The sequence below is a fragment of the Delftia sp. Cs1-4 genome (genome assembly GCF_000214395.1).
GTDB classification, from domain to species: Bacteria; Pseudomonadota; Gammaproteobacteria; order Burkholderiales; family Burkholderiaceae_C; genus Comamonas; species Comamonas acidovorans.
Genome location: NC_015563.1, coordinates 6,644,930 through 6,662,555 on the forward strand (window position 1 = coordinate 6,644,930; position 17,626 = coordinate 6,662,555).

Here is a 17,626-nt window from a genome sequence, read left to right on the forward strand (position 1 = left end):
AAAAGGCACGATCACAATGGGCCGGTTCCTTTATTTCTTTCCCGGCCCGAGGAGATCACCATGACCCTGGTTCCCACCGAACAAGGCGCTGCAGCCGCCACGCGCACCGATGCCGCCTGGCTTGACGCCCACTGGATGCCCTTCACCGGCAACCGCGAGTTCAAGGCGCGCCCGCGCATGATCACCAGCGCCCAGGGCGCCTACTACACCGATGCCGACGGCCGCAAGATCTTCGACGGCCTGTCGGGCCTGTGGTGCTCGGGCCTGGGCCATGGCCGCCGCGAGATCGCCGAAGCCATCGGCCGCGCGGCCCAGCAGCTGGACTATGCGCCGGCCTTCCAGTTCGGCCACCCGGCCTCGTTCGCGCTGGCCAACAAGATCAAGGAGCTGACGCCTGCAGGCCTGGACCATGTGTTCTTCACGGGCTCGGGCTCGGAGGCGGCCGACACGGCGCTGAAGATGGCGCGCGCCTACTGGCGCGCCAAGGGCCAGGGCGGCAAGACCCGGCTGATCGGGCGCGAGAAGGGCTACCACGGCGTGAACTTCGGCGGCATCTCGGTCGGCGGCATGGTGGGCAACCGCAAGACCTTCGGCCAGGGCGTGGAGGCCGACCACCTGCCGCACACGCAGCCAGCGCTGGGATCCTTCCACAAAGGCATGCCCACCACCGATGGCCGCGCGCTGGCCGACCGGCTGCTGGACCTGATCGCACTGCATGACGCCAGCAACATCGCGGCCGTCATCGTCGAGCCCTTCTCGGGCTCGGCCGGCGTGGTGATTCCGCCGGCCGGCTATCTGCAGCGCCTGCGCGAGATCTGCACGCAGAACAACATCCTGCTGATCTTCGACGAGGTCATCACGGGCTTCGGCCGCTGCGGCGCCATGACGGGGGCCGAGGCCTTCGGCGTCACGCCCGACATCATGAACATCGCCAAGCAGGTGACCAATGGCGCCCAGCCCCTGGGCGCCGTGGTGGCCAGCAAGGAGATCTACGACACCTTCATGGCAGCGGGCGGCCCCGAGTACATGCTGGAGTTCCCGCACGGCTACACCTACTCGGCCCACCCCATTGCCTGCGCGGCGGGCGTGGCTGCGCTGGACCTGCTGCAGCGCGAGGACGGCCCGGGCCGCGTGCGCGCACTGGCCCCGTTCTTCGAGCAAGCAGTGCACAGCCTCAAGGGAGCAAAGCATGTGGCCGACATCCGCAACTTCGGCCTGGCTGCGGGCTTCACCATCGAGTCGCTGCCCGGCGAGCCGGCCCGCCGTCCCTACGAGATCGCCATGAAGTGCTGGGACAAGGGCTTTTACGTGCGCTACGGCGGCGACACCATCCAGATCGCGCCGCCCTTCATCAGCGAGAAGGCCGAGATCGAGCGGCTGGTCAGCGCCCTGGGCGATGCCCTGACGGAAACGAACTGAGCATCTCCGGCACATGAGAAAAGCCCCTGGGCCGTGAGGCCGCAGGGGCTTTTTACATGGCAATGGCAAGGCTGCGAAATCAGTCCAGCGTGATGCCCGCGTTCTTGATCACATCGCGCCACTTGTCCACTTCCACGCGCAGGAACTGGGCCGAGGCATCGGGCTTGAGGCCCGAGGGCAGCACGCCCATGGCGTCCAGCTTTTCCTTGACCTCGGGCGCGGGCAGGGCCTTGGCGATCTCGGCGTAGAGCCTGTCGACGATGGGCTTGGGCGTGCCTGCGGGCACGGCCGCGAGGAACCAGGCATCGGCCGTGAAGTCCTTGAGGCCGGCCTCGGACATGGTGGGCACGTCGGGCATGGACTGCAGGCGTTCGTTGTGGGCCACGGCCAGGGCGCGCACCTTGCCGGCCTTGAGCTGCGCGGCAATCGTCACGGCCGTGAGAAAGCCGAAGTCGGTCTCGCCAGCTGCCAGCGACACCACGGAAGGCGCGCTGCCCTTGTAGGGCACGTGGCCGATCTTGACCTTGGCCTGCATGGCATACAGCTCGGCGCCCAGGTGGTTGGGGCCGCCCGTGCCCGACGAGGGGTAGTTGAGCTTGCCGGGCTGGGCCTGGGCCGCCGCCGTCAGCTCCTTGAGCGAGTGGAACGGGCTTTGCGCGCCCACGGTGAGCACCAGCGGGCTGCGTGCCACCAGGCTGATGGGCGCGAAGTCGCGCAGCGGGTCATAGGGCAGCTTGGTGTACAGGCCCTTGGCCATGGCCATGCAGCCCACATCGCCCAGCACCACGGTGTAGCCGTCGGCCGGCGCCTTGGCCACCAGGTCGCAGCCGATGGTGCCGTTGGCGCCGGGCTTGTTGTCCACCACCACCGTGGTGTGCATGCTCTCGCCCATCTTTTGCGCCAGCAGGCGACCCAGGATGTCGGTGGAGCCACCAGGCGCAAAGGGCACGACCAGGCGAATGGTCTTGGACGGATAGCTGCCTGCGCCCTGGGCATGGGCGAGGGGCGCCGCCAGCGTGGCCGCCAGCGCCAGGCCGCCGGCCAGGGCGCGCCACAGGGCAGGGGTACGGGAAGATGCGAAAGGGGTTTGTCTCATGCTGTTGTCTCGTGAGGGGGTGGAATGCGTGAAGGCCGAGCGCGCGGCAGCATACCAGCAGCGGGCGGCGCGAAACGCGTGGCCTGGGCCGGCAATGACCGGCGCGGGACAGTTCAGGAGGCCGCGCGCTTGCGTGCGGCGGCGGGACGCGCCGACAGTGGCTTGGCGGGCGCCTTCGGAGCCGCCTTTGCGGTGGTCTTCGCGACGGCTTTTGCGGCGGTCTTTGCGGCCGGCCTTGCCGTTGTTGTTGGCGCTGCTTTTGCTGCCGGTTTCGGTGCCTTTTTTGGTGCAGTCCTCGGCACTGCCATCGCAGGCTTTTCCACCGGCTGCACGGCGCGTTGCGGACGCGGGCTGCGCAGGCTGTCGGCATCCAGGATGAGCCGCCCCTGGATGCGGCCCTTCATGCGCTTGACGCTGCTGGCTGCATCCCGCATGTGCTGCTGCATCAGCGCATGCACCTTCACGGCATCGCGTTCGCGTGCGGCCTGCACGATGTCGCGGTGGATCCGGGCATTGGCCTCGCCAAAGCGCCGGTGCTCGGACTGGGGCGTGCGGTTGGCGAAGACGATGAGCTGGCGAATCATCTCGTTGATGAGCTCGCAGGTGAAGCGCAGGAAGGGGTTGGGATTGGCCGCTGCAAGGATGTCGTGGAAGTTCACGTCCTCGCGCCGCTGGCTCACCAGGTCCTCGCTGCTTTGCGTGGGGTCGCAGCAGGCGATGCTGTGCTCCAGCGCGTCGAAATCCGCCTCAGTCAGATGGGGCACGGCGCCTGCCGCCAGCTCGGGCTCCAGCATCTGGCGCACCGTGTAGATGTCGTCGATGGTCACCTCCTGGAAGAACAGGTAGTTCTGCATGAACTGCAGCGTGCGGTCCAGCGGCACCTCGACGACCGTGCCACCGCCCGAAGGGCCGGTGGAGATGGTGATCAGCCCCTGCACTTCCAGCGATTTGAGGGCCTCGCGGATCGTGCCCTTGCTGACCTGGAACTGTGCCTGCAGCTCGCTTTCGCGCGGCAGGCGGTCGCCGGGGCTGAGGTTCTTTTCGGTGATCAGGCGCTTGATCTCCTGGGCCACGAGATCCGGGCGCTTGAGCTGCCGGATGGCCAGGGAGGGCGACTTGGGTGTATCCATTGTTGTGTTCTCCGGAAGGGCACCGGATCGTGTCCGCGCCCAGTCTGAATGCGGGTTTGGTGCAGTATGCACCGCCATGGCGCGTGGCCGTGCCCGCCTAGGGTTAGCACGCGCCCTATTTCTTCTATTTATCACTATAAATATGAATCAAGGAGCCTGCACGCACCCATTTCGACTGGCATGCAACTTGCTCTGAAAAGCGTACCCGGGCCGCCGCGCCTTCAGTTCCCATCACGGAGATCCCATGCAACGTCGTCACCTCCTGCAACTCTCGGCACTGGGCGCATTGCCCGCATCGCTGGGCCTGGGCCGCAGCGTCTGGGCGCAGTCCAAGGACACCATCCAGTTCGCCTGCCCCGTGCCCATGTCGGGCGCCTTCGCGGCCAACGGAAAGTATGCGGATCTGGGCATGAAGCTGGCCATCGAGCAGTACGGCAAGGCGCTGGGCCGGCCGCTGGCCTACACCGTGCTGGACACCGAGGGCAAGCCCGCCACGGCCGTGCGCAAGCTGCAGGAGTCTTCGCAGCAGCAGGGCACGCGCTTCTTCGCAGGCGGCATCCTGTCGTCGGAGGCGCTGGCCATGGGCAAGGAGGCCGAGAAGGCCGGCGGCATCTTCATCACCACCGCAGGCGCCGACGAGATCACGGGCAAGGACTGCAACAGCGCCACCTTCCGCTGGTCGGCACCCACCTTCGGCGCCATCGAGCAGACCGTGCGCCCCCTGGTCGAATCCCTGCCCAAGGCCAAGCGCTGGTACACCATCACGCCGCAGTACGTGTTCGGCGACGGCCTGCTGACGGCGGCCAAGAACATCTTCAAGGAAAAGGGCATCGAGCATGTGGGCAACAGCTACCACTCGCTGACCGAAAAGGAGTTCAGCGGCTACCTGACCAACGCCGTGGCCGCCAAGCCCGACGTGCTGCTGCTGCTGAACTTCGGCGCCCAGTCCTCGGACACGCTGCGCCAGGCCATCAGCTTCGGCATGAACAAGAACATGACCATCCTGATCGCCTGGGCCTCGGGGCTGGAGCAGTTCGAGTCGCTGGGCGCCGACCTGTGCGACGGCGTGTACTTCGGCGCCCAGTACTGGCACACGGTGGACACGCCGCTCAACCACGATCTGGTGCAGCGTTGCAACGACAAGTTCAAGGCCAATCCCAACTACAGCCTGGCCGGCCACTACATCTGCACCAAGCTGATGATCGACGCCATCATCAAGGCCGGCACGGCCGACCCCAAGGCCGTGGTCGCCGCGCTGGAAGGCATGAAGTACCAGGGCCTGACGGGCGAGGAAGAAGTGCGCAAGGCCGACCACCAGGTGCTCAAGAGCTACTACCTGCTCAAGGGCAAGGCCAAGTCCAAGATGAAGAACAAGGACGACTACGTGGATGTGGTCAGCTCAGGCAAGTCCTTCCTGCCCGTAGACCAGACCGGCTGCAAGCTGGTTTGAGATGGAAGGCACCCCCTGAGGCGCTGCGCGCCTTCCCCCTCTCCTTCGGGAGGGGGACGACACCCTCGCGGCGGGGCGGCCCTTGCTCGGTGTCCCCGAGTTGGGCCATGCCGGTTCAAGGGCTCAGCCCTGTGTCGCACGGGGTTCAAACCATCGCGCATTCCGCGCCGCCTCCTTCGTCCATCGTTTCGGACCCTGTATGAGCATCTATCTGCTTCAGACCATCAACGGGATCGGCATAGGCATGCTGTATTTCCTGTTGGCCGTGGGCCTGTCCATTGTTTTCGGCCTGCTGCGTTTCGTGAATTTCGCGCACGGTGCCTTCTACCTGCTGGGCGCCTATTTCTGCTACCAGATGACGCGCTGGGGCATGAGCTTCTGGCTGTCCCTGGTCGTGGTGCCGCTGGCCGTGGGCGCGCTGGGCTGGCTGGTGGAAAAACTCATGCTGCGCCATGTGTATGCCAAGGCGCATGAGTTCCACATCATCGTCACCGTGGGCCTGGCCCTGGTGGTGCAGGAGCTGGTGATCGTGCAATGGGGCCCGCTGGGCGACAGCGTGGCCGTGCCCGATCTGCTGCAGGGCGTGGTGATGTGGGGCAGCTTCGTCTATCCCAAGTACCGGCTGTTCGTGATCGGCTTCACCGCCGTGCTGGCCGTGCTGCTGTGGTGGCTGCTGGAGGGCACGCGGCTGGGCAGCGCGGTGCGCGCGGGCAGCGAATCGACCGAGATGGTGTCTCTGCTGGGCGTGAACGTGCTGCGCATCTTCAGCCTGGTGTTCGCGCTGGGCGCGGCCACGGCGGCGCTGGCCGGCGTGCTGGCCGCACCCATACGCGGCGCCGAGCCCTTCATGGGCGTGGAGGCGCTGGGCGTGGCGTTCGTGATCGTGGTCGTGGGCGGGCTGGGCAGCTTCGGCGGCGCCCTGGTCGGCGGCCTGCTGATCGGCATCGTGCAAAGCGTGATGAGCACGCTGTGGCCCGAGGGCGCGCGCCTGATGATCTACGTGGCCATGGCCGCGGTTCTGCTGCTGCGACCCCATGGCCTGCTGGGCCGCAAAGGATGAAGACCATGACCAGGCATTCCCATCTCCTTCTCGCGCTGGCCATCGTGGTCGCCATGCCGCTGTGCATGCAGTCGGGCTCGCTGGCCAGCGAGGTGCTGATCTTCGGCCTTGCGGCCATGGGCTGCAATCTGCTGCTGGGCTACACGGGGCTGCTGTCCTTCGGGCAGGGCATCTTCTTCGGGCTGGGCAGCTACACCATCGCCCTGCTGCTGACGCGCTGGCCCCTGCCCATGCCGCTGGCCCTGCTGGCCGCCACGGCCATGGGGGCCGTGGGCGCGGCCATCGTCGGCTGGGTGGCCATACGCCAGCGCGGCACCTACTTCGTGATGCTCACCCTGGCCTTTGCGCAGATGTTCTATTTTCTGGCCTACTCGGCCACGGACATCACCGGCGGCGACAACGGCCTGCTCGATGTGCCCCGCCCCGCCCTCGCGGTGGCCGGCCAGACGCTGTGGCCGCTGGCCACGCCCTGGCAGTACTACGGCTTTGTGGCCGTGCTCTTTCTGGTGGTGTTCTGGCTGCTGCGCCGCGTCTGCGACTCCATGTTCGGCCGCACCCTGCTGGCCGTGCGTGACAACGAGGAGCGCGCCGCCGCCGTGGGCTACGACCTGAGGCTGCTGAAGCTGCAGGCCTTCGTGATCTCGGGCGCGGTGACGGGCCTGGCCGGCGCGCTGCACGCCATGATGACGGGCATCGCCCCGCTGTCCAACGCCGAGTACCACACCAGCGAAATGATCCTGGTGATGACCGTGATCGGCGGCACGGGCAACCTGCTGGCCTCGGTGCTGGGCGCGGCCTTCTATGTGCTGCTGGGCGACTGGCTGTCCACCCTGTGGCCGCGCTGGCTGCTGCTGCTGGGCGTGGTGCTGATGATCGTGAGCCTGGGCCTGCAGCGCGGCCTGTGGGGCCTGGGCGAGAGCCTGTGGGCCCTGGTGCGCCGCAAAGGGCCGGCAGATGCCGAGACGGCCGCTGCAGAAACCAAAGGAGGCCAGGCATGAGCGCCGCAGCATCTCCCATCCTGCTCGAAGCCGTGGGCGTCGAGAAACGCTATGACAAGTTCGTCGCCCTGGGCGGCGTGGACCTCAAGGTCCGCGCCCACACCGTGCACTCGGTGATCGGCCCCAACGGCGCGGGCAAGACCACGCTGTTCCACATGCTCACGGGCACCAAGAGCGTGAGCGGCGGGCGCATCGTCTTCGACGGCCACGACGTGACGCGCGAGCCCGACCACCGACGCGTGCGCCGTGGCATGGCACGGTCCTTTCAGGTCACCAGCCTGTTCCTGACCCTGCCCGTGCGCGAGAACCTGCGCCTGGCCGCACAGGGCGTGGCCCCCGCCAGGGCGTTGGACTGCTGGAACGCGCCCGTGGGTGCTCGCGCCCTGGCCGATACCGTGGCCAGCGTGCTGTCGCGCCTGGGCCTGGAGCGCCATGCGGACACGCCGGCCGGCAACCTCTCGCACGGCCAGCAGCGGCGGCTGGAGGTGGGCATGGCCCTGGCCGCACGGCCCAAGGCCATCTTCCTGGACGAGCCGACCTCGGGCATGGGCATCGACGACCTGGACGAGATGAAGCGCCTGATCCAGGGCCTCAGGGACGAGCACACCGTGGTCCTCATCGAGCACAACATGAACATCGTCATGGACATCTCCGACACCATCACCGTCATGCAGCAAGGCCGCGTGCTGGCCGAAGGACTGCCCCACGAGATCCGCGCCGACGAGCGCGTGCGCAGCGCCTATCTGGGCAACATGATCACGGGAGGAAAGGCATGAGCGGTCCCCTGCTTTCGGTCGAGGGCATACACGCCCACTACGGCAAGAGCCATGTGCTGCAGGGCGTGTCGCTGCAGGTGCAGGACGGCGAACTGGTCACGCTGCTGGGCCGCAACGGCGCGGGCAAGACCACCACGCTCAAGTCCATCGCGGGGGTGATGCAGCCCTCGCAGGGGCAGATCCGCTTCGGCGGTGAACCCGTGCACCGGCTGGCCACGCACCAGGTGGCCCAGCGCGGCATCTGCCTGGTGCCAGAGCACCGCGGCATCTTCAAGCTGCTCACGGTGGAGGAGAACCTGCTGCTGGGCCAGCGCAAACGCTCGCCCTGGCAGCTGGCCGACATCTACCGCATCTTCCCGCGCCTCAAGGAGCGGCGCGGCAACGGCGGCGGCCAGCTGTCGGGCGGCGAGCAGCAGATGCTGGCCATAGGCCGCGCCCTGATGAACGCGCCGCGCCTGCTCATGCTGGACGAGCCCGTCGAGGGCCTGGCGCCCGTGATCGTGGAGGAGATCGTGGCCCAGCTCAAGACCATCAAGGCCGCTGGCGTGGCGATCTTGCTGGTGGAGCAGAACCTGGAGGTCTGCACCCAGCTGGCCGACCGCCACTACATCATCGAACAGGGTGCGATTGCGCACGAGGCAGGCAATGCCGCTTTCCTGGCCGATGACGCCATCAAGGACCGGTATCTCGGTGTAGGGATCGCCTGATCCACCGCCTTTCGCATTCCCAGGAGTCATTCATGGATCTCAGTACCCCTCTTGCAGCCGCCGCCGTTGCGGCCGGGCTGCGCACCGACGGCGCCCGCCTGTGGCAATCGCTGATGGACCTGGCGCGCATAGGCGCCACACCCAAGGGCGGCGTGTGCCGCCTGGCGCTGACGGACCTGGACCGCCAGGGGCGCGATCTCTTCGTGCAGTGGGCGCGCGAGGCCGGCTGCAGCATCCGCGTCGATGCCATCGGCAACATCTTCGCGCGCCGCGCAGGCCTGGACGATGCGCTGCCGCCCGTGATGACGGGCAGCCACATCGACACCCAGCCCACGGGCGGCAAGTTCGACGGCAACTACGGCGTGCTGGCCGGGCTGGAGGTGCTGCGCACGCTCAACGATGGCGGGGTGCGCACGCGCGCCCCGTTGGAAGTGGCCGTGTGGACCAACGAGGAAGGCTCGCGCTTCGTGCCTGTGATGATGGGCTCGGGCGTGTTCGTCAATGCCTTCACGCTGGAGCATGCGCTGGCCCAGCGCGATGCCCAGGGCGTGAGCGTGGACGAGGCGCTGCGCGCCATCGGCTATGCCGGGCCGGCCGGCCCGGCGCCTGCGGTGGGCGCGTATTTCGAGGCCCATATCGAGCAGGGTCCGGTGCTGGAAAACCATGAACGCGTGATCGGCGTGGTCAGCGCCGCGCTGGGCCAGCGCTGGTACGACGTCAGCGTGCAGGGCATGGAGGCCCATGCCGGCCCCACGCCCATGGAGCTGCGCCACGACGCCCTGCTGGCCGCCAGCTGCATCGTGGCCGAGGTCAACCGCATCGCCCTGGACCGCCTGCCGCATGCGCGCGGCACCGTGGGATCGCTGGAGGTGTTTCCCAACTCGCGCAACGTGATCCCGGGCGGCGTCAAGCTCAGCGTGGACCTGCGCGCGCCGGACGACGGCCAGTTGCTGGACATGGACGCCGCACTGCGCGCGGCCTGCGAGCGCATTGCCGCCGCGCGTGGCGTGACCATTGGCGTGGAGCAGGTCGTCTACTTCCCGCCCCAGCCCTTCACGCCGCACCTGGTGGAGGCCGTGCGCGCCAATGCCGCCGACCTGGGCTACAGCGCCATGGACGTGGTCAGCGGCGCGGGCCACGATGCCGTCTACCTGGCCCGCGTGGCGCCTGCTGCCATGATCTTCGTGCCCTGCGCCGACGGCATCAGCCACAACGAGATCGAGGACGCCGAGCCCGCGCACCTGGAGGCCGGCTGCAACGTGCTGCTGCGCGCCATGCTGGCGGCCGCGGGCGTGGTGCAGGCAGCGGACGGCGGGGTGCCGGCATGAAGATTCTGATCGCCCGGCTCAACCACGAGACCAATACCTTCTCGCCCGTGCCCACGCCCATCGAGGCGTTTGCGCCCACCTATGGCGAGGCGGCCTATTCGGCCAACAAGGGCATGCGCACGGCCATGGCCGCCTTCATCGACCTGGCCGAGGCGGCGGGCGCCACCCTGGTCACGCCGGTATCGGCCACATCCAATCCCAGCGGCCCCGTGCATGCGGCCGCCTACGACGAACTCACGCGCCGCATCGTGGCGGCCGCGCCGGGCTGCGATGCCATCTTGCTGGACCTGCACGGCGCCATGGTGGCCGAGAACAGCGCCGACGGCGAAGGCGACCTGCTCGAACGCGTGCGCGCCGCCGCGCCCGGCGTGCCCGTTGGCGTGGCGCTGGACCTGCACGGCAACATCACCGAAAAAATGGTGGGCAATGCCGACGTGATGGTGGGCTTCAAGACCTATCCGCACATCGACATGTACGAGACCGGCGAGCACGCGGGCCGCCTGCTGCTGGACATGCTGGCCGGCCGCGCGCGCTACGCCGTGTGCTGGCACCGCCTGCCCCTGATGAGCCACACGCTGCGCAGCACCACGCTGGACGGCCCCATGCTGGACGCCGTGAACGCAGCGCGCGCCCTGGAAGCGGAGGGCCTGCCCGCGGTCTCGGTGTTCGGCGGCTTCTCGCTGGCCGACATCGCCGCGCCCTGCGTGAGCGTGGTCGCCACCTGTCGCACCGACGAGCGCGCGGCCACCCAGGCGAGCGTGGACGCGCTGGCCGCCCGGATCTGGCAGCGCCGCGCCGACTTCATCTACCGCAGCGAGCCGCTGGCCGATTCACTGCGCCGCGCCCAGGCCCTGGCCGAAGGCGCCGACCGCCCCGTGCTGCTGCTCGACCACGGCGACAACTGCATGTCCGGCGGCACCTGCGACACCATGGACGTGCTGCAGACCGCGCTGGAGCTGGGCCTGTCAGGCATTGCCGTGGGCCCGCTGTGCGACCCCGAAGCGGTTGCCTCGCTCACGGCGGCGGGCGAAGGCGCCGAGGTGGAGATCGCGCTGGGCAACAAGGTGTCGCTCGAAGGCATAGGTCTGCACAAGCAGCCGCTGCGGCTGCGCGGCACGGTGCGTGCCGTCAGCGACGGCGCCTACACGGTCAGCGGCCCCATCTACACGGGCCAGCGCTGCCACATGGGCCGCACGGTCTGCCTGGACACGGGCGCAGCGCAGATCGTGATCACCGAGCAGACGCACGAGCCCTGGGACCTGGGCGTTTTCCACTGCGTGGGCATGGACCCGACGCGCTTTCGCTTCGTGCTGCTCAAGTCGCGCATGTACTGCCGGCCCGTCTTCGTGCCGCTGTCCGCCGGCCTGATCGAGTGCGACAGCCCCGGCGTGACCACCTCCGACTATTCGCGCTTTCCGTTCGCCCGGGTCAGCCGCCCGGTGTTTCCGCTGGACGCCATCTGATGGATGCCATGTGATTGCCCGGCTTTGCGGCGGCGCGCAAGCAAAGACCGCCGCCGCCGCGGGGCATTGGGCAACCAGGCATCACAACAGTTTCACAGCAGGGCCCGGCTATTGCCTGTCGGCCTACAATCGGTTCCCCCCTACCTCGGCCGACGGCACGCGGGCTGATCCGCGCGTGCGTTGGCCATGCCTTCGCTGGAGACGCTTGATGTCCGACAACACGGCCCCGACCCCTTCCGATAAACGTGCCCAGCTGCGCCGTGCCGCACTCGAATACCACGAGTTTCCCAAGCCCGGCAAGTTGACCATCGTGCCGACCAAGCCCATGGCCAACCAGCATGACCTGGCCCTGGCCTACTCGCCCGGCGTGGCAGCGCCCTGCGAAGAGATCGTCAAGGACCCGGCCGCCGCCTTCAAGTACACGGCGCGCGGCAACTTGGTGGCCGTGATCTCCAACGGCACCGCCGTGCTGGGCCTGGGCGACATCGGCGCCCTGGCCTCCAAGCCGGTGATGGAAGGCAAGGCCGTCCTGTTCAAGAAGTTCGCGGGCGTGGACGTCTTCGACATCGAGATCAACGAGAAGGACCCGCAAAAGCTGGTCGATGTGATCGCCGCGCTGGAGCCCACCTTCGGCGCCATCAACCTGGAAGACATCAAGGCACCCGAGTGCTTCTTCGTGGAGCGCGAGCTGCGCCGCCGCCTGAAGATCCCCGTCTTCCACGATGACCAGCACGGCACGGCCATCACCGTGGCAGCGGCCATGGTCAACGCGCTCAAGGTGGCCGGCAAGAAGATCGAGGAGGTCCGTCTCGTGGCCTCGGGCGCGGGCGCCGCTGCCCTGGCCTGCCTGAACCTGCTGCTCAAGGTCGGCCTGCGCCGCGAGAACGTGTTCGTCACCGACCTGGCCGGCGTGGTCTACGAGGGCCGCACCGAGCTGATGGACGAGGACAAGGCCCAGTTCGCGCGCGCCACCGAGCTGCGCACGCTGGGCCAGGTCATTGAAGGCGCCGACGTCTTCCTGGGCCTGTCGGCTGGCGGCGTGCTCAAGCAGGACATGGTGGTCAAGATGGCCGCGCGTCCGGTGATCTTCGCGCTGGCCAACCCCAACCCCGAAATCATCCCCGAAGACGTGAAGGCCGTGCGCAGCGACGCCATCATCGCCACGGGCCGCTCGGACTACCCCAACCAGGTCAACAACGTCCTGTGCTTCCCGTACATCTTCCGCGGTGCCCTGGACTGCGGTGCGACCACCATCACCACCGAGATGGAAATCGCCACCGTCCACGCCATCGCCGAGCTGGCCCAGGCCGAGCAAAGCGAGGAAGTGGCGGCCGCCTACGTGGGCGAGCAACTGACTTTCGGCCCTGAGTACCTGATCCCCAAGCCCTTCGATCCGCGCCTGATGATGAAGATCGCATCGGCCGTGGCACAGGCCGCCGCCGAGTGCGGCGTGGCCCAGCGTCCGATCCAGGACATGGATGCCTACCGCGCCCACCTGCAGACCTTCGTCTACGCCTCGGGCACGATGATGAAGCCGCTGTTCGCCGCGGCCAAGAAGGCCGCCAAGAAGCGCGTGGCCTACGCCGAGGGTGAGGAAGAGCGCATCCTGCGCGCCACGCAGATCGTGGTGGACGAGCGCATTGCGCGCCCCACGCTGATCGGCCGCCCGGCCATCATTGCCCAGCGCATCGAGAAATTCGGCCTGCGCCTGAAGGAAGGCACGGACTACGACGTGGTCAACGTCGAGCACGACGAGCGCTACCGCGACTTCTGGCAGACCTACCACCGCATGACCGAGCGCAAGGGCATCACCGTGCCCATCGCCCGGATCGAGATGCGCCGCCGCCTGACCCTGATCGGCTCCATGCTGCTGCACAAGGGCGAAGTCGATGGCCTGATCACCGGCACCTGGGGCCAGACATCGCACCACCTGCAGTATGTGGACCAGGTGATCGGCCGCCGCGCCGGCGTGCAGACCTATGCCTGCATGAACGGCCTGCTGCTGCCCGACCGCCAGGTCTTCCTGGTGGACACCCACGTCAACTACGACCCCACGGCCGAGCAGCTGGCCGAGATCACCATCATGGCCGCCGAGGAAATGATGCGTTTCGGCGTCAAGCCCAAGGCCGCCCTGCTGTCGCACTCCAACTACGGCTCCAGCAACCAGCCCAGCGCCGTCAAGATGCGCCAGACCCTGGAGCTGCTGCGCGAGCAGGCCCCGTGGCTGGAAGTGGACGGCGAGATGCACGGCGACGTGGCCCTGGACGGCAAGGCCCGCGCCCAGCTCATGCCCAACAGCACGCTGCTGGGCAACGCCAACCTGCTGGTCATGCCCAACATCGACGCGGCCAACATCAGCTACAACCTGCTCAAGCAGGCCGCTGGCGGCGGCATTGCCATCGGCCCCGTGCTGCTGGGCGCCGCCCGTCCCGTGCACATCCTCACGCCGAGCACGACGGTGCGCCGCATCGTCAACATGACGGCGCTGACGGTGGCGGACGCTAACGCTAACCGGTAAGCACCCCCTGAGCGGCTTCGCCGCTTCCCCCTCTCTCGCTTCGCGGGAGGGGGACGACACCCTCGCTGCGGGGCGGCCCTTGCTCGGTGTCCCTCGTTTTGGCCGCGCGCGCTTTTTTTGACAACGGGCGGCATTTGCATTGAATAGCAGGCAACTCAGGCGCAGAGTTGCCTGCCCACTGTTCAATCCCCAGACATTTCCTTGGTCAAGCTGCCTGTTTTTTGGGCAGAACTTGCATTTTGAGGGGTGTTCCGTCACACTAGCGGGTCGAGATTTCAGGGCTTCCCTGGATTTCTGAAAGGTGTAGTTGATGCTGAAGGCAGCCGCCGCCAAGGCGTACCAGTCCGGTCTAGCGCTCATCGTCGGGGCCGCCTTTGTGCTGTCGCCCTCGCTCGCTGATGCGCGCCGCTCGGCGCCCGAGAGCGTGGAGACGACGGCGGCCGTGGCCACCGTCGCCCTGTCCGAGTTGCCGCGCGAAGGCCGTTCCACGTATACGCTGATCCTGCGCGGCGGGCCTTTTGCCCACGACAAGGACGGCACGGTGTTCGGCAACCGCGAGCGCATCCTGCCGCGTCAGTCGCGCGGCTATTACCGTGAGTACACGGTGCGCACGCCCGGTTCGCGTGACCGTGGGGCCCGTCGCATCGTCTGCGGCGGAGAGCCCCAGCAGCCCGATGCCTGCTACTACACCAGCGACCACTACAGCAGCTTTCGCAAGATCATCGAATGACCTCGACCCAGTCTCTACAGCCAGTTCGACCCTCCGTGTCCGACGCAGTGCGCTGGCAGGGGTCTGCATTTCATCCACAGCCCAGGGATGCCGAAGGCCATGAGCCCGTCCCCGCAGGCCACATCCACGTTAGAGAAAGAGCCACGGAGATGGATGCACCACTTCGTAAGATCCCCGACACCCCTTTGCGGAACGTGCGCGCCAACATCGTGCAGTCGATCCGCGCCTACAGGGTGGAGGATCTGCAACAGGCGGCCGAGACGCTGGGGTGCCATTTTCTGTATGCCAACCTGGCCCATGCGCAGACCAAGGCCGATATCCTGGAACTGCTGGCCACGCAGTTCTTCTTCCCTGCGCATTTCGGCAAGAACTTCGACGCGCTCTACGACTGCCTGACCGACCCCATCCACAAGGCCGGCCCGCAGCCGGGCTTTGTGCTCGTGCTCGACCAGATCCCGACCACGCCCAAGTTCGACAAGGAAGTGCGCGAGCAGCTGCTGGACAGCTTCCGCGACGCGGCCGAGTACTGGGCCGAGCGCAAGATTCCGTTCCGCTGCTTCTACTCGTTCCTGTAAGCGCAGGACATTGAGGGCCCAGAGCCCACAGCGCCCAATCGGGTGCTGTGGGCTCTGTCGGCGCTGCAGTCGCTGGGCACCGCCTGTGCCTAGGCGCGCGTGAACCGGGCGGCGAGTGCCTCGTATTCGGACACTGGCACTTCCTCGGCGCGGCGCTGCAGGTCGAATTCCCCGTCAAAGCCCTTGGCCTCCAGCCAGCGCCCCAGCGTGTTGCGCAGGATCTTGCGCCGCTGGCTGAAGGCCACCTGCACCATCTCCTCCAGCAGCTTCGCGTCCAGCGCTGCCGGCGCCTCGCGCGGAACCATGCGCACGACGGCGCTGTCCACCTTGGGCGGCGGATTGAAGCTCTCGGGCGGCACGTACAGCACGCTCTCCATCGCATAGCGCCACTGCAGCATGACCGTCAGCCGCCCATAGGCGGCCGTGGAGGGCGACGCCACCATGCGGTCGATGACCTCCTTTTGCAGCATGAAATGCTGGTCCTCGACCACGTCCACCTGCTCGAGCAGGTGAAAGAGGATGGGGCTGGAGATGTTGTAGGGCAGGTTGCCCGCAATGCGCAGCTTGGGCACGCCCAGGCGCGCGGCAATGGCACGGAAGTCCACCTTGAGCACGTCGGACTCGACCACGTCGAGCTGCTCGTGCAGGCGCAGGCGCACGGCCAGGTCGCGGTCCAGCTCGATCACGGTGAGCCGGCCCAGGCGTTCGACCAGGGGCTGGGTCAGGGCCATCAGGCCCGGCCCGATCTCGACCATGGACTGGCCCGGCCGGGGGTCGATGGCGCTCACGATGCCGTCGATGATGCCGTCATCGGTCAGGAAGTTCTGGCCGAAGCGTTTGCGAGGAATGTGTTTCATAGAAAAAGCAAGGCGGTGCGCCATGGCACCGCCTTCCATTGTGGACTGCTGCAGCCGCAGCTGCTCGGGGGGTGTCTTATTGCGGAGGCTCGCGGTACTCGACGTAGGCGCGGCCACGCAGTTCCTGGAGCCAGGTCTGGTAGTCGGTTTCGAGCTTGCGCTCGCGCACCACGTTGCGCACCATGTCGCGCTGCTCGCGGGGCGTCAGCGCAGCCTGGCGGCGCTCGATGAGCTGGATCAGGTGCACACCGAAGCGCGAGACCAGCGGGTCGCTGACCTGGCCGGGCTGCAGCGCATTGAGCACCTGCTCGAACTCGGGCACGAACTGGCCGGGCGAGGCCCAGCCCAGGTCGCCGCCGTTGCGCGCGCTGCCGTCCTGCGAGAACTCGCGGGCCAGCGATTCGAAGCTGGCCTGGCCGCTGTCCACGCGGCGCTTGTAGTCGGCCAGGCGCTTGGCGGCATCGGCCTCGGTCATCTGGTCGCCAATGCGCAGCAGGATGTGGCGCGCATGGTTTTGCGTGACCACGGACGGCATGCCGGCCTGCGACTTCTCCAGCACCTTGAGCACGTGAAAGCCCGCACCCGAACGGAAGGGGCCGACGATGCCGCCCTGCGCCGTCTGGCCCACGGCCTTGGTGAACAGCTCGGGATAGCGGTCCAGCGGGCGCATGCCCATGGCGCCGCCGCCCTGGCCGTCGGGCACATCGGAGAACTCCTTGACCACGGCCAGGAAGTCGCCTTGCGTGCGGGCGGCCTCGGCGGCCTGCTTGGCGCGGGCCTCGCGCTCGGCCACTTCGGCGGGGCTGGCGTTCTCGGGCACGGAAATCAGGATGTGGCCCAGGTTCACGGCGGCCGGTGCCTTGTCGGCACCGCCGCTGCGCTGCTCAGCCAGGTAGCGATCGATGTCGGCATCGGTGACGCGCACGCGGCCGTCCACATCGCGCTCGCGCAGACGTTGCAGCGTGATCTGGCGGCGCAGCTCTTCGCGGAACTGCTTTTCGTTCACGCCTTCGGCCCGCAGGCGGGACTGCAGGCCAGCCTTGTCCAGGCCGTTTTGCCGCGCCACATTGGTCAGCGCCTGGTCCACGGCGTAGTCATCCACGCGCAGGCCCGTGTCCTTGGCTTCCTGCAGCTGGGCCTTTTCGACGATCAGGCGCTCGAGCACCTCGCGGGCCAGCAGCGCCTCGGGCGGCATCTGGCCGCCCTGCTCGGCAATGTTCTGCGCCACGCGCGCCATGCGGGCACGCACTTCGTTGTTGGTCACCGGCTCGGAGTTGACCACGGCGACGATGTAATCGGCCGAGCGCACGCCTGCCTTGGCGCCGCGATCGCGCGACGAGGGCAGGTTGGTGGCGTCCAGCGCACGCGAGACGGAGGCATCGCCGGCCTGGGGCGCCCTGGACTGGCCCGGAACACGCAGGCCTTGCGCCTGGGCTGTGGTGGCCAACAAGGCCAGCGCCACAGCGGCAGCTGCGCAGCAATGGGTCTGGGAAAGAAAACGCATGGGAGAGATGCCTTG

The 17,626-nt window shown here is 67.7% G+C and carries 15 protein-coding genes; 11 read left to right on the top strand and 4 right to left on the bottom strand.

Annotated features, from left to right (window positions below):
* The first annotated feature begins 60 nt into the window (after nt 1-60).
* A complete protein-coding gene (locus DELCS14_RS29205) occupies nt 61-1,419 on the top strand; it encodes an aspartate aminotransferase family protein (protein WP_013804783.1) in 1,359 nt (452 codons plus the stop codon).
* 79 nt (nt 1,420-1,498) lie between these two features.
* Here the strand turns inward: DELCS14_RS29205 and DELCS14_RS29210 are convergent, their stop codons facing one another.
* Both DELCS14_RS29210 and DELCS14_RS29215 read right to left on the bottom strand, forming a co-directional pair.
* Entirely contained in the window at nt 1,499-2,515 is a 1,017-nt protein-coding gene (locus DELCS14_RS29210; protein ID WP_013804784.1) for a tripartite tricarboxylate transporter substrate binding protein, read from the bottom strand.
* A 113-nt stretch (nt 2,516-2,628) separates the two neighbouring features.
* Nucleotides 2,629-3,645: a FadR/GntR family transcriptional regulator gene (locus DELCS14_RS29215; RefSeq protein ID WP_013804785.1), complete on the bottom strand. Its 1,017-nt coding sequence runs from the start codon at nt 3,643-3,645 to the stop codon at nt 2,629-2,631.
* A gap of 244 nt (nt 3,646-3,889) precedes the next feature.
* Here DELCS14_RS29215 and DELCS14_RS29220 point away from each other — a divergent pair, with 244 nt between their 5' ends.
* The 10 genes from DELCS14_RS29220 to DELCS14_RS29265 all read left to right on the top strand — a co-directional run bounded on the left by DELCS14_RS29220 (nt 3,890) and on the right by DELCS14_RS29265 (nt 15,250).
* Nucleotides 3,890-5,095: an ABC transporter substrate-binding protein gene (locus DELCS14_RS29220; RefSeq protein ID WP_013804786.1), complete on the top strand. Its 1,206-nt coding sequence runs from the start codon at nt 3,890-3,892 to the stop codon at nt 5,093-5,095.
* 199 nt (nt 5,096-5,294) lie between these two features.
* The gene (locus DELCS14_RS29225; protein ID WP_012207821.1) at nt 5,295-6,155 is read left to right on the top strand and encodes a branched-chain amino acid ABC transporter permease; all 861 of its coding nucleotides are present in this window, start codon (nt 5,295-5,297) and stop codon (nt 6,153-6,155) included.
* A 5-nt stretch (nt 6,156-6,160) separates the two neighbouring features.
* Entirely contained in the window at nt 6,161-7,153 is a 993-nt protein-coding gene (locus tag DELCS14_RS29230; protein WP_013804787.1) for a branched-chain amino acid ABC transporter permease, read from the top strand.
* Nucleotides 7,150-7,929, top strand: coding sequence for an ABC transporter ATP-binding protein (locus tag DELCS14_RS29235; RefSeq protein WP_012207823.1), 780 nt, complete (start codon nt 7,150-7,152; stop codon nt 7,927-7,929). Before DELCS14_RS29230 ends, DELCS14_RS29235 begins: the two co-directional genes overlap by 4 nt.
* Nucleotides 7,926-8,636, top strand: coding sequence for an ABC transporter ATP-binding protein (locus DELCS14_RS29240; protein WP_013804788.1), 711 nt, complete (start codon nt 7,926-7,928; stop codon nt 8,634-8,636). The genes DELCS14_RS29235 and DELCS14_RS29240 overlap by 4 nt, the downstream gene beginning before the upstream one ends.
* Nucleotides 8,637-8,668: 32 nt before the next feature.
* Nucleotides 8,669-9,964 (top strand): Zn-dependent hydrolase, encoded by a 1,296-nt coding sequence (locus DELCS14_RS29245; protein WP_013804789.1) that lies wholly within the window; start codon nt 8,669-8,671, stop codon nt 9,962-9,964.
* The gene (locus tag DELCS14_RS29250; protein WP_013804790.1) at nt 9,961-11,427 is read left to right on the top strand and encodes a M81 family metallopeptidase; all 1,467 of its coding nucleotides are present in this window, start codon (nt 9,961-9,963) and stop codon (nt 11,425-11,427) included. Before DELCS14_RS29245 ends, DELCS14_RS29250 begins: the two co-directional genes overlap by 4 nt.
* 208 nt (nt 11,428-11,635) lie before the next feature.
* Nucleotides 11,636-13,945, top strand: a complete 2,310-nt coding sequence (locus DELCS14_RS29255) for an NADP-dependent malic enzyme (protein WP_012207827.1) — start codon at nt 11,636-11,638, stop codon at nt 13,943-13,945.
* A 310-nt stretch (nt 13,946-14,255) separates the two neighbouring features.
* Nucleotides 14,256-14,675, top strand: coding sequence for a ribonuclease (locus DELCS14_RS29260; RefSeq protein ID WP_013804791.1), 420 nt, complete (start codon nt 14,256-14,258; stop codon nt 14,673-14,675).
* A 149-nt stretch (nt 14,676-14,824) separates the two neighbouring features.
* Nucleotides 14,825-15,250 (top strand): barstar family protein, encoded by a 426-nt coding sequence (locus tag DELCS14_RS29265; RefSeq protein WP_013804792.1) that lies wholly within the window; start codon nt 14,825-14,827, stop codon nt 15,248-15,250.
* 89 nt (nt 15,251-15,339) lie between these two features.
* Here the strand turns inward: DELCS14_RS29265 and rsmA are convergent, their stop codons facing one another.
* Both rsmA and DELCS14_RS29275 read right to left on the bottom strand, forming a co-directional pair.
* Complete coding sequence (gene rsmA, locus DELCS14_RS29270; RefSeq protein WP_034397468.1) at nt 15,340-16,107, bottom strand: 16S rRNA (adenine(1518)-N(6)/adenine(1519)-N(6))-dimethyltransferase RsmA; 768 nt, start codon at nt 16,105-16,107, stop codon at nt 15,340-15,342.
* Between the two features lie 76 nt (nt 16,108-16,183).
* Entirely contained in the window at nt 16,184-17,611 is a 1,428-nt protein-coding gene (locus DELCS14_RS29275) for a peptidylprolyl isomerase (RefSeq protein WP_013804794.1), read from the bottom strand.
* Between the last annotated feature and the right edge of the window lie 15 nt (nt 17,612-17,626).

Bases quoted from the DNA above. Each gene is read 5' to 3' on its own strand.
- DELCS14_RS29205 (WP_013804783.1), top strand. From the start codon at position 61: ATGACCCTGGTTCCCACCGAACAAGGCGCTGCAGCCGCCACGCGCACC.
- DELCS14_RS29210 (WP_013804784.1), bottom strand. From the start codon at position 2,515: ATGAGACAAACCCCTTTCGCATCTTCCCGTACCCCTGCCCTGTGGCGC.
- DELCS14_RS29215 (WP_013804785.1), bottom strand. From the start codon at position 3,645: ATGGATACACCCAAGTCGCCCTCCCTGGCCATCCGGCAGCTCAAGCGC.
- DELCS14_RS29220 (WP_013804786.1), top strand. From the start codon at position 3,890: ATGCAACGTCGTCACCTCCTGCAACTCTCGGCACTGGGCGCATTGCCC.
- DELCS14_RS29225 (WP_012207821.1), top strand. From the start codon at position 5,295: ATGAGCATCTATCTGCTTCAGACCATCAACGGGATCGGCATAGGCATG.
- DELCS14_RS29230 (WP_013804787.1), top strand. From the start codon at position 6,161: ATGACCAGGCATTCCCATCTCCTTCTCGCGCTGGCCATCGTGGTCGCC.
- DELCS14_RS29235 (WP_012207823.1), top strand. From the start codon at position 7,150: ATGAGCGCCGCAGCATCTCCCATCCTGCTCGAAGCCGTGGGCGTCGAG.
- DELCS14_RS29240 (WP_013804788.1), top strand. From the start codon at position 7,926: ATGAGCGGTCCCCTGCTTTCGGTCGAGGGCATACACGCCCACTACGGC.
- DELCS14_RS29245 (WP_013804789.1), top strand. From the start codon at position 8,669: ATGGATCTCAGTACCCCTCTTGCAGCCGCCGCCGTTGCGGCCGGGCTG.
- DELCS14_RS29250 (WP_013804790.1), top strand. From the start codon at position 9,961: ATGAAGATTCTGATCGCCCGGCTCAACCACGAGACCAATACCTTCTCG.
- DELCS14_RS29255 (WP_012207827.1), top strand. From the start codon at position 11,636: ATGTCCGACAACACGGCCCCGACCCCTTCCGATAAACGTGCCCAGCTG.
- DELCS14_RS29260 (WP_013804791.1), top strand. From the start codon at position 14,256: ATGCTGAAGGCAGCCGCCGCCAAGGCGTACCAGTCCGGTCTAGCGCTC.
- DELCS14_RS29265 (WP_013804792.1), top strand. From the start codon at position 14,825: ATGGATGCACCACTTCGTAAGATCCCCGACACCCCTTTGCGGAACGTG.
- rsmA (WP_034397468.1), bottom strand. From the start codon at position 16,107: ATGAAACACATTCCTCGCAAACGCTTCGGCCAGAACTTCCTGACCGAT.
- DELCS14_RS29275 (WP_013804794.1), bottom strand. From the start codon at position 17,611: ATGCGTTTTCTTTCCCAGACCCATTGCTGCGCAGCTGCCGCTGTGGCG.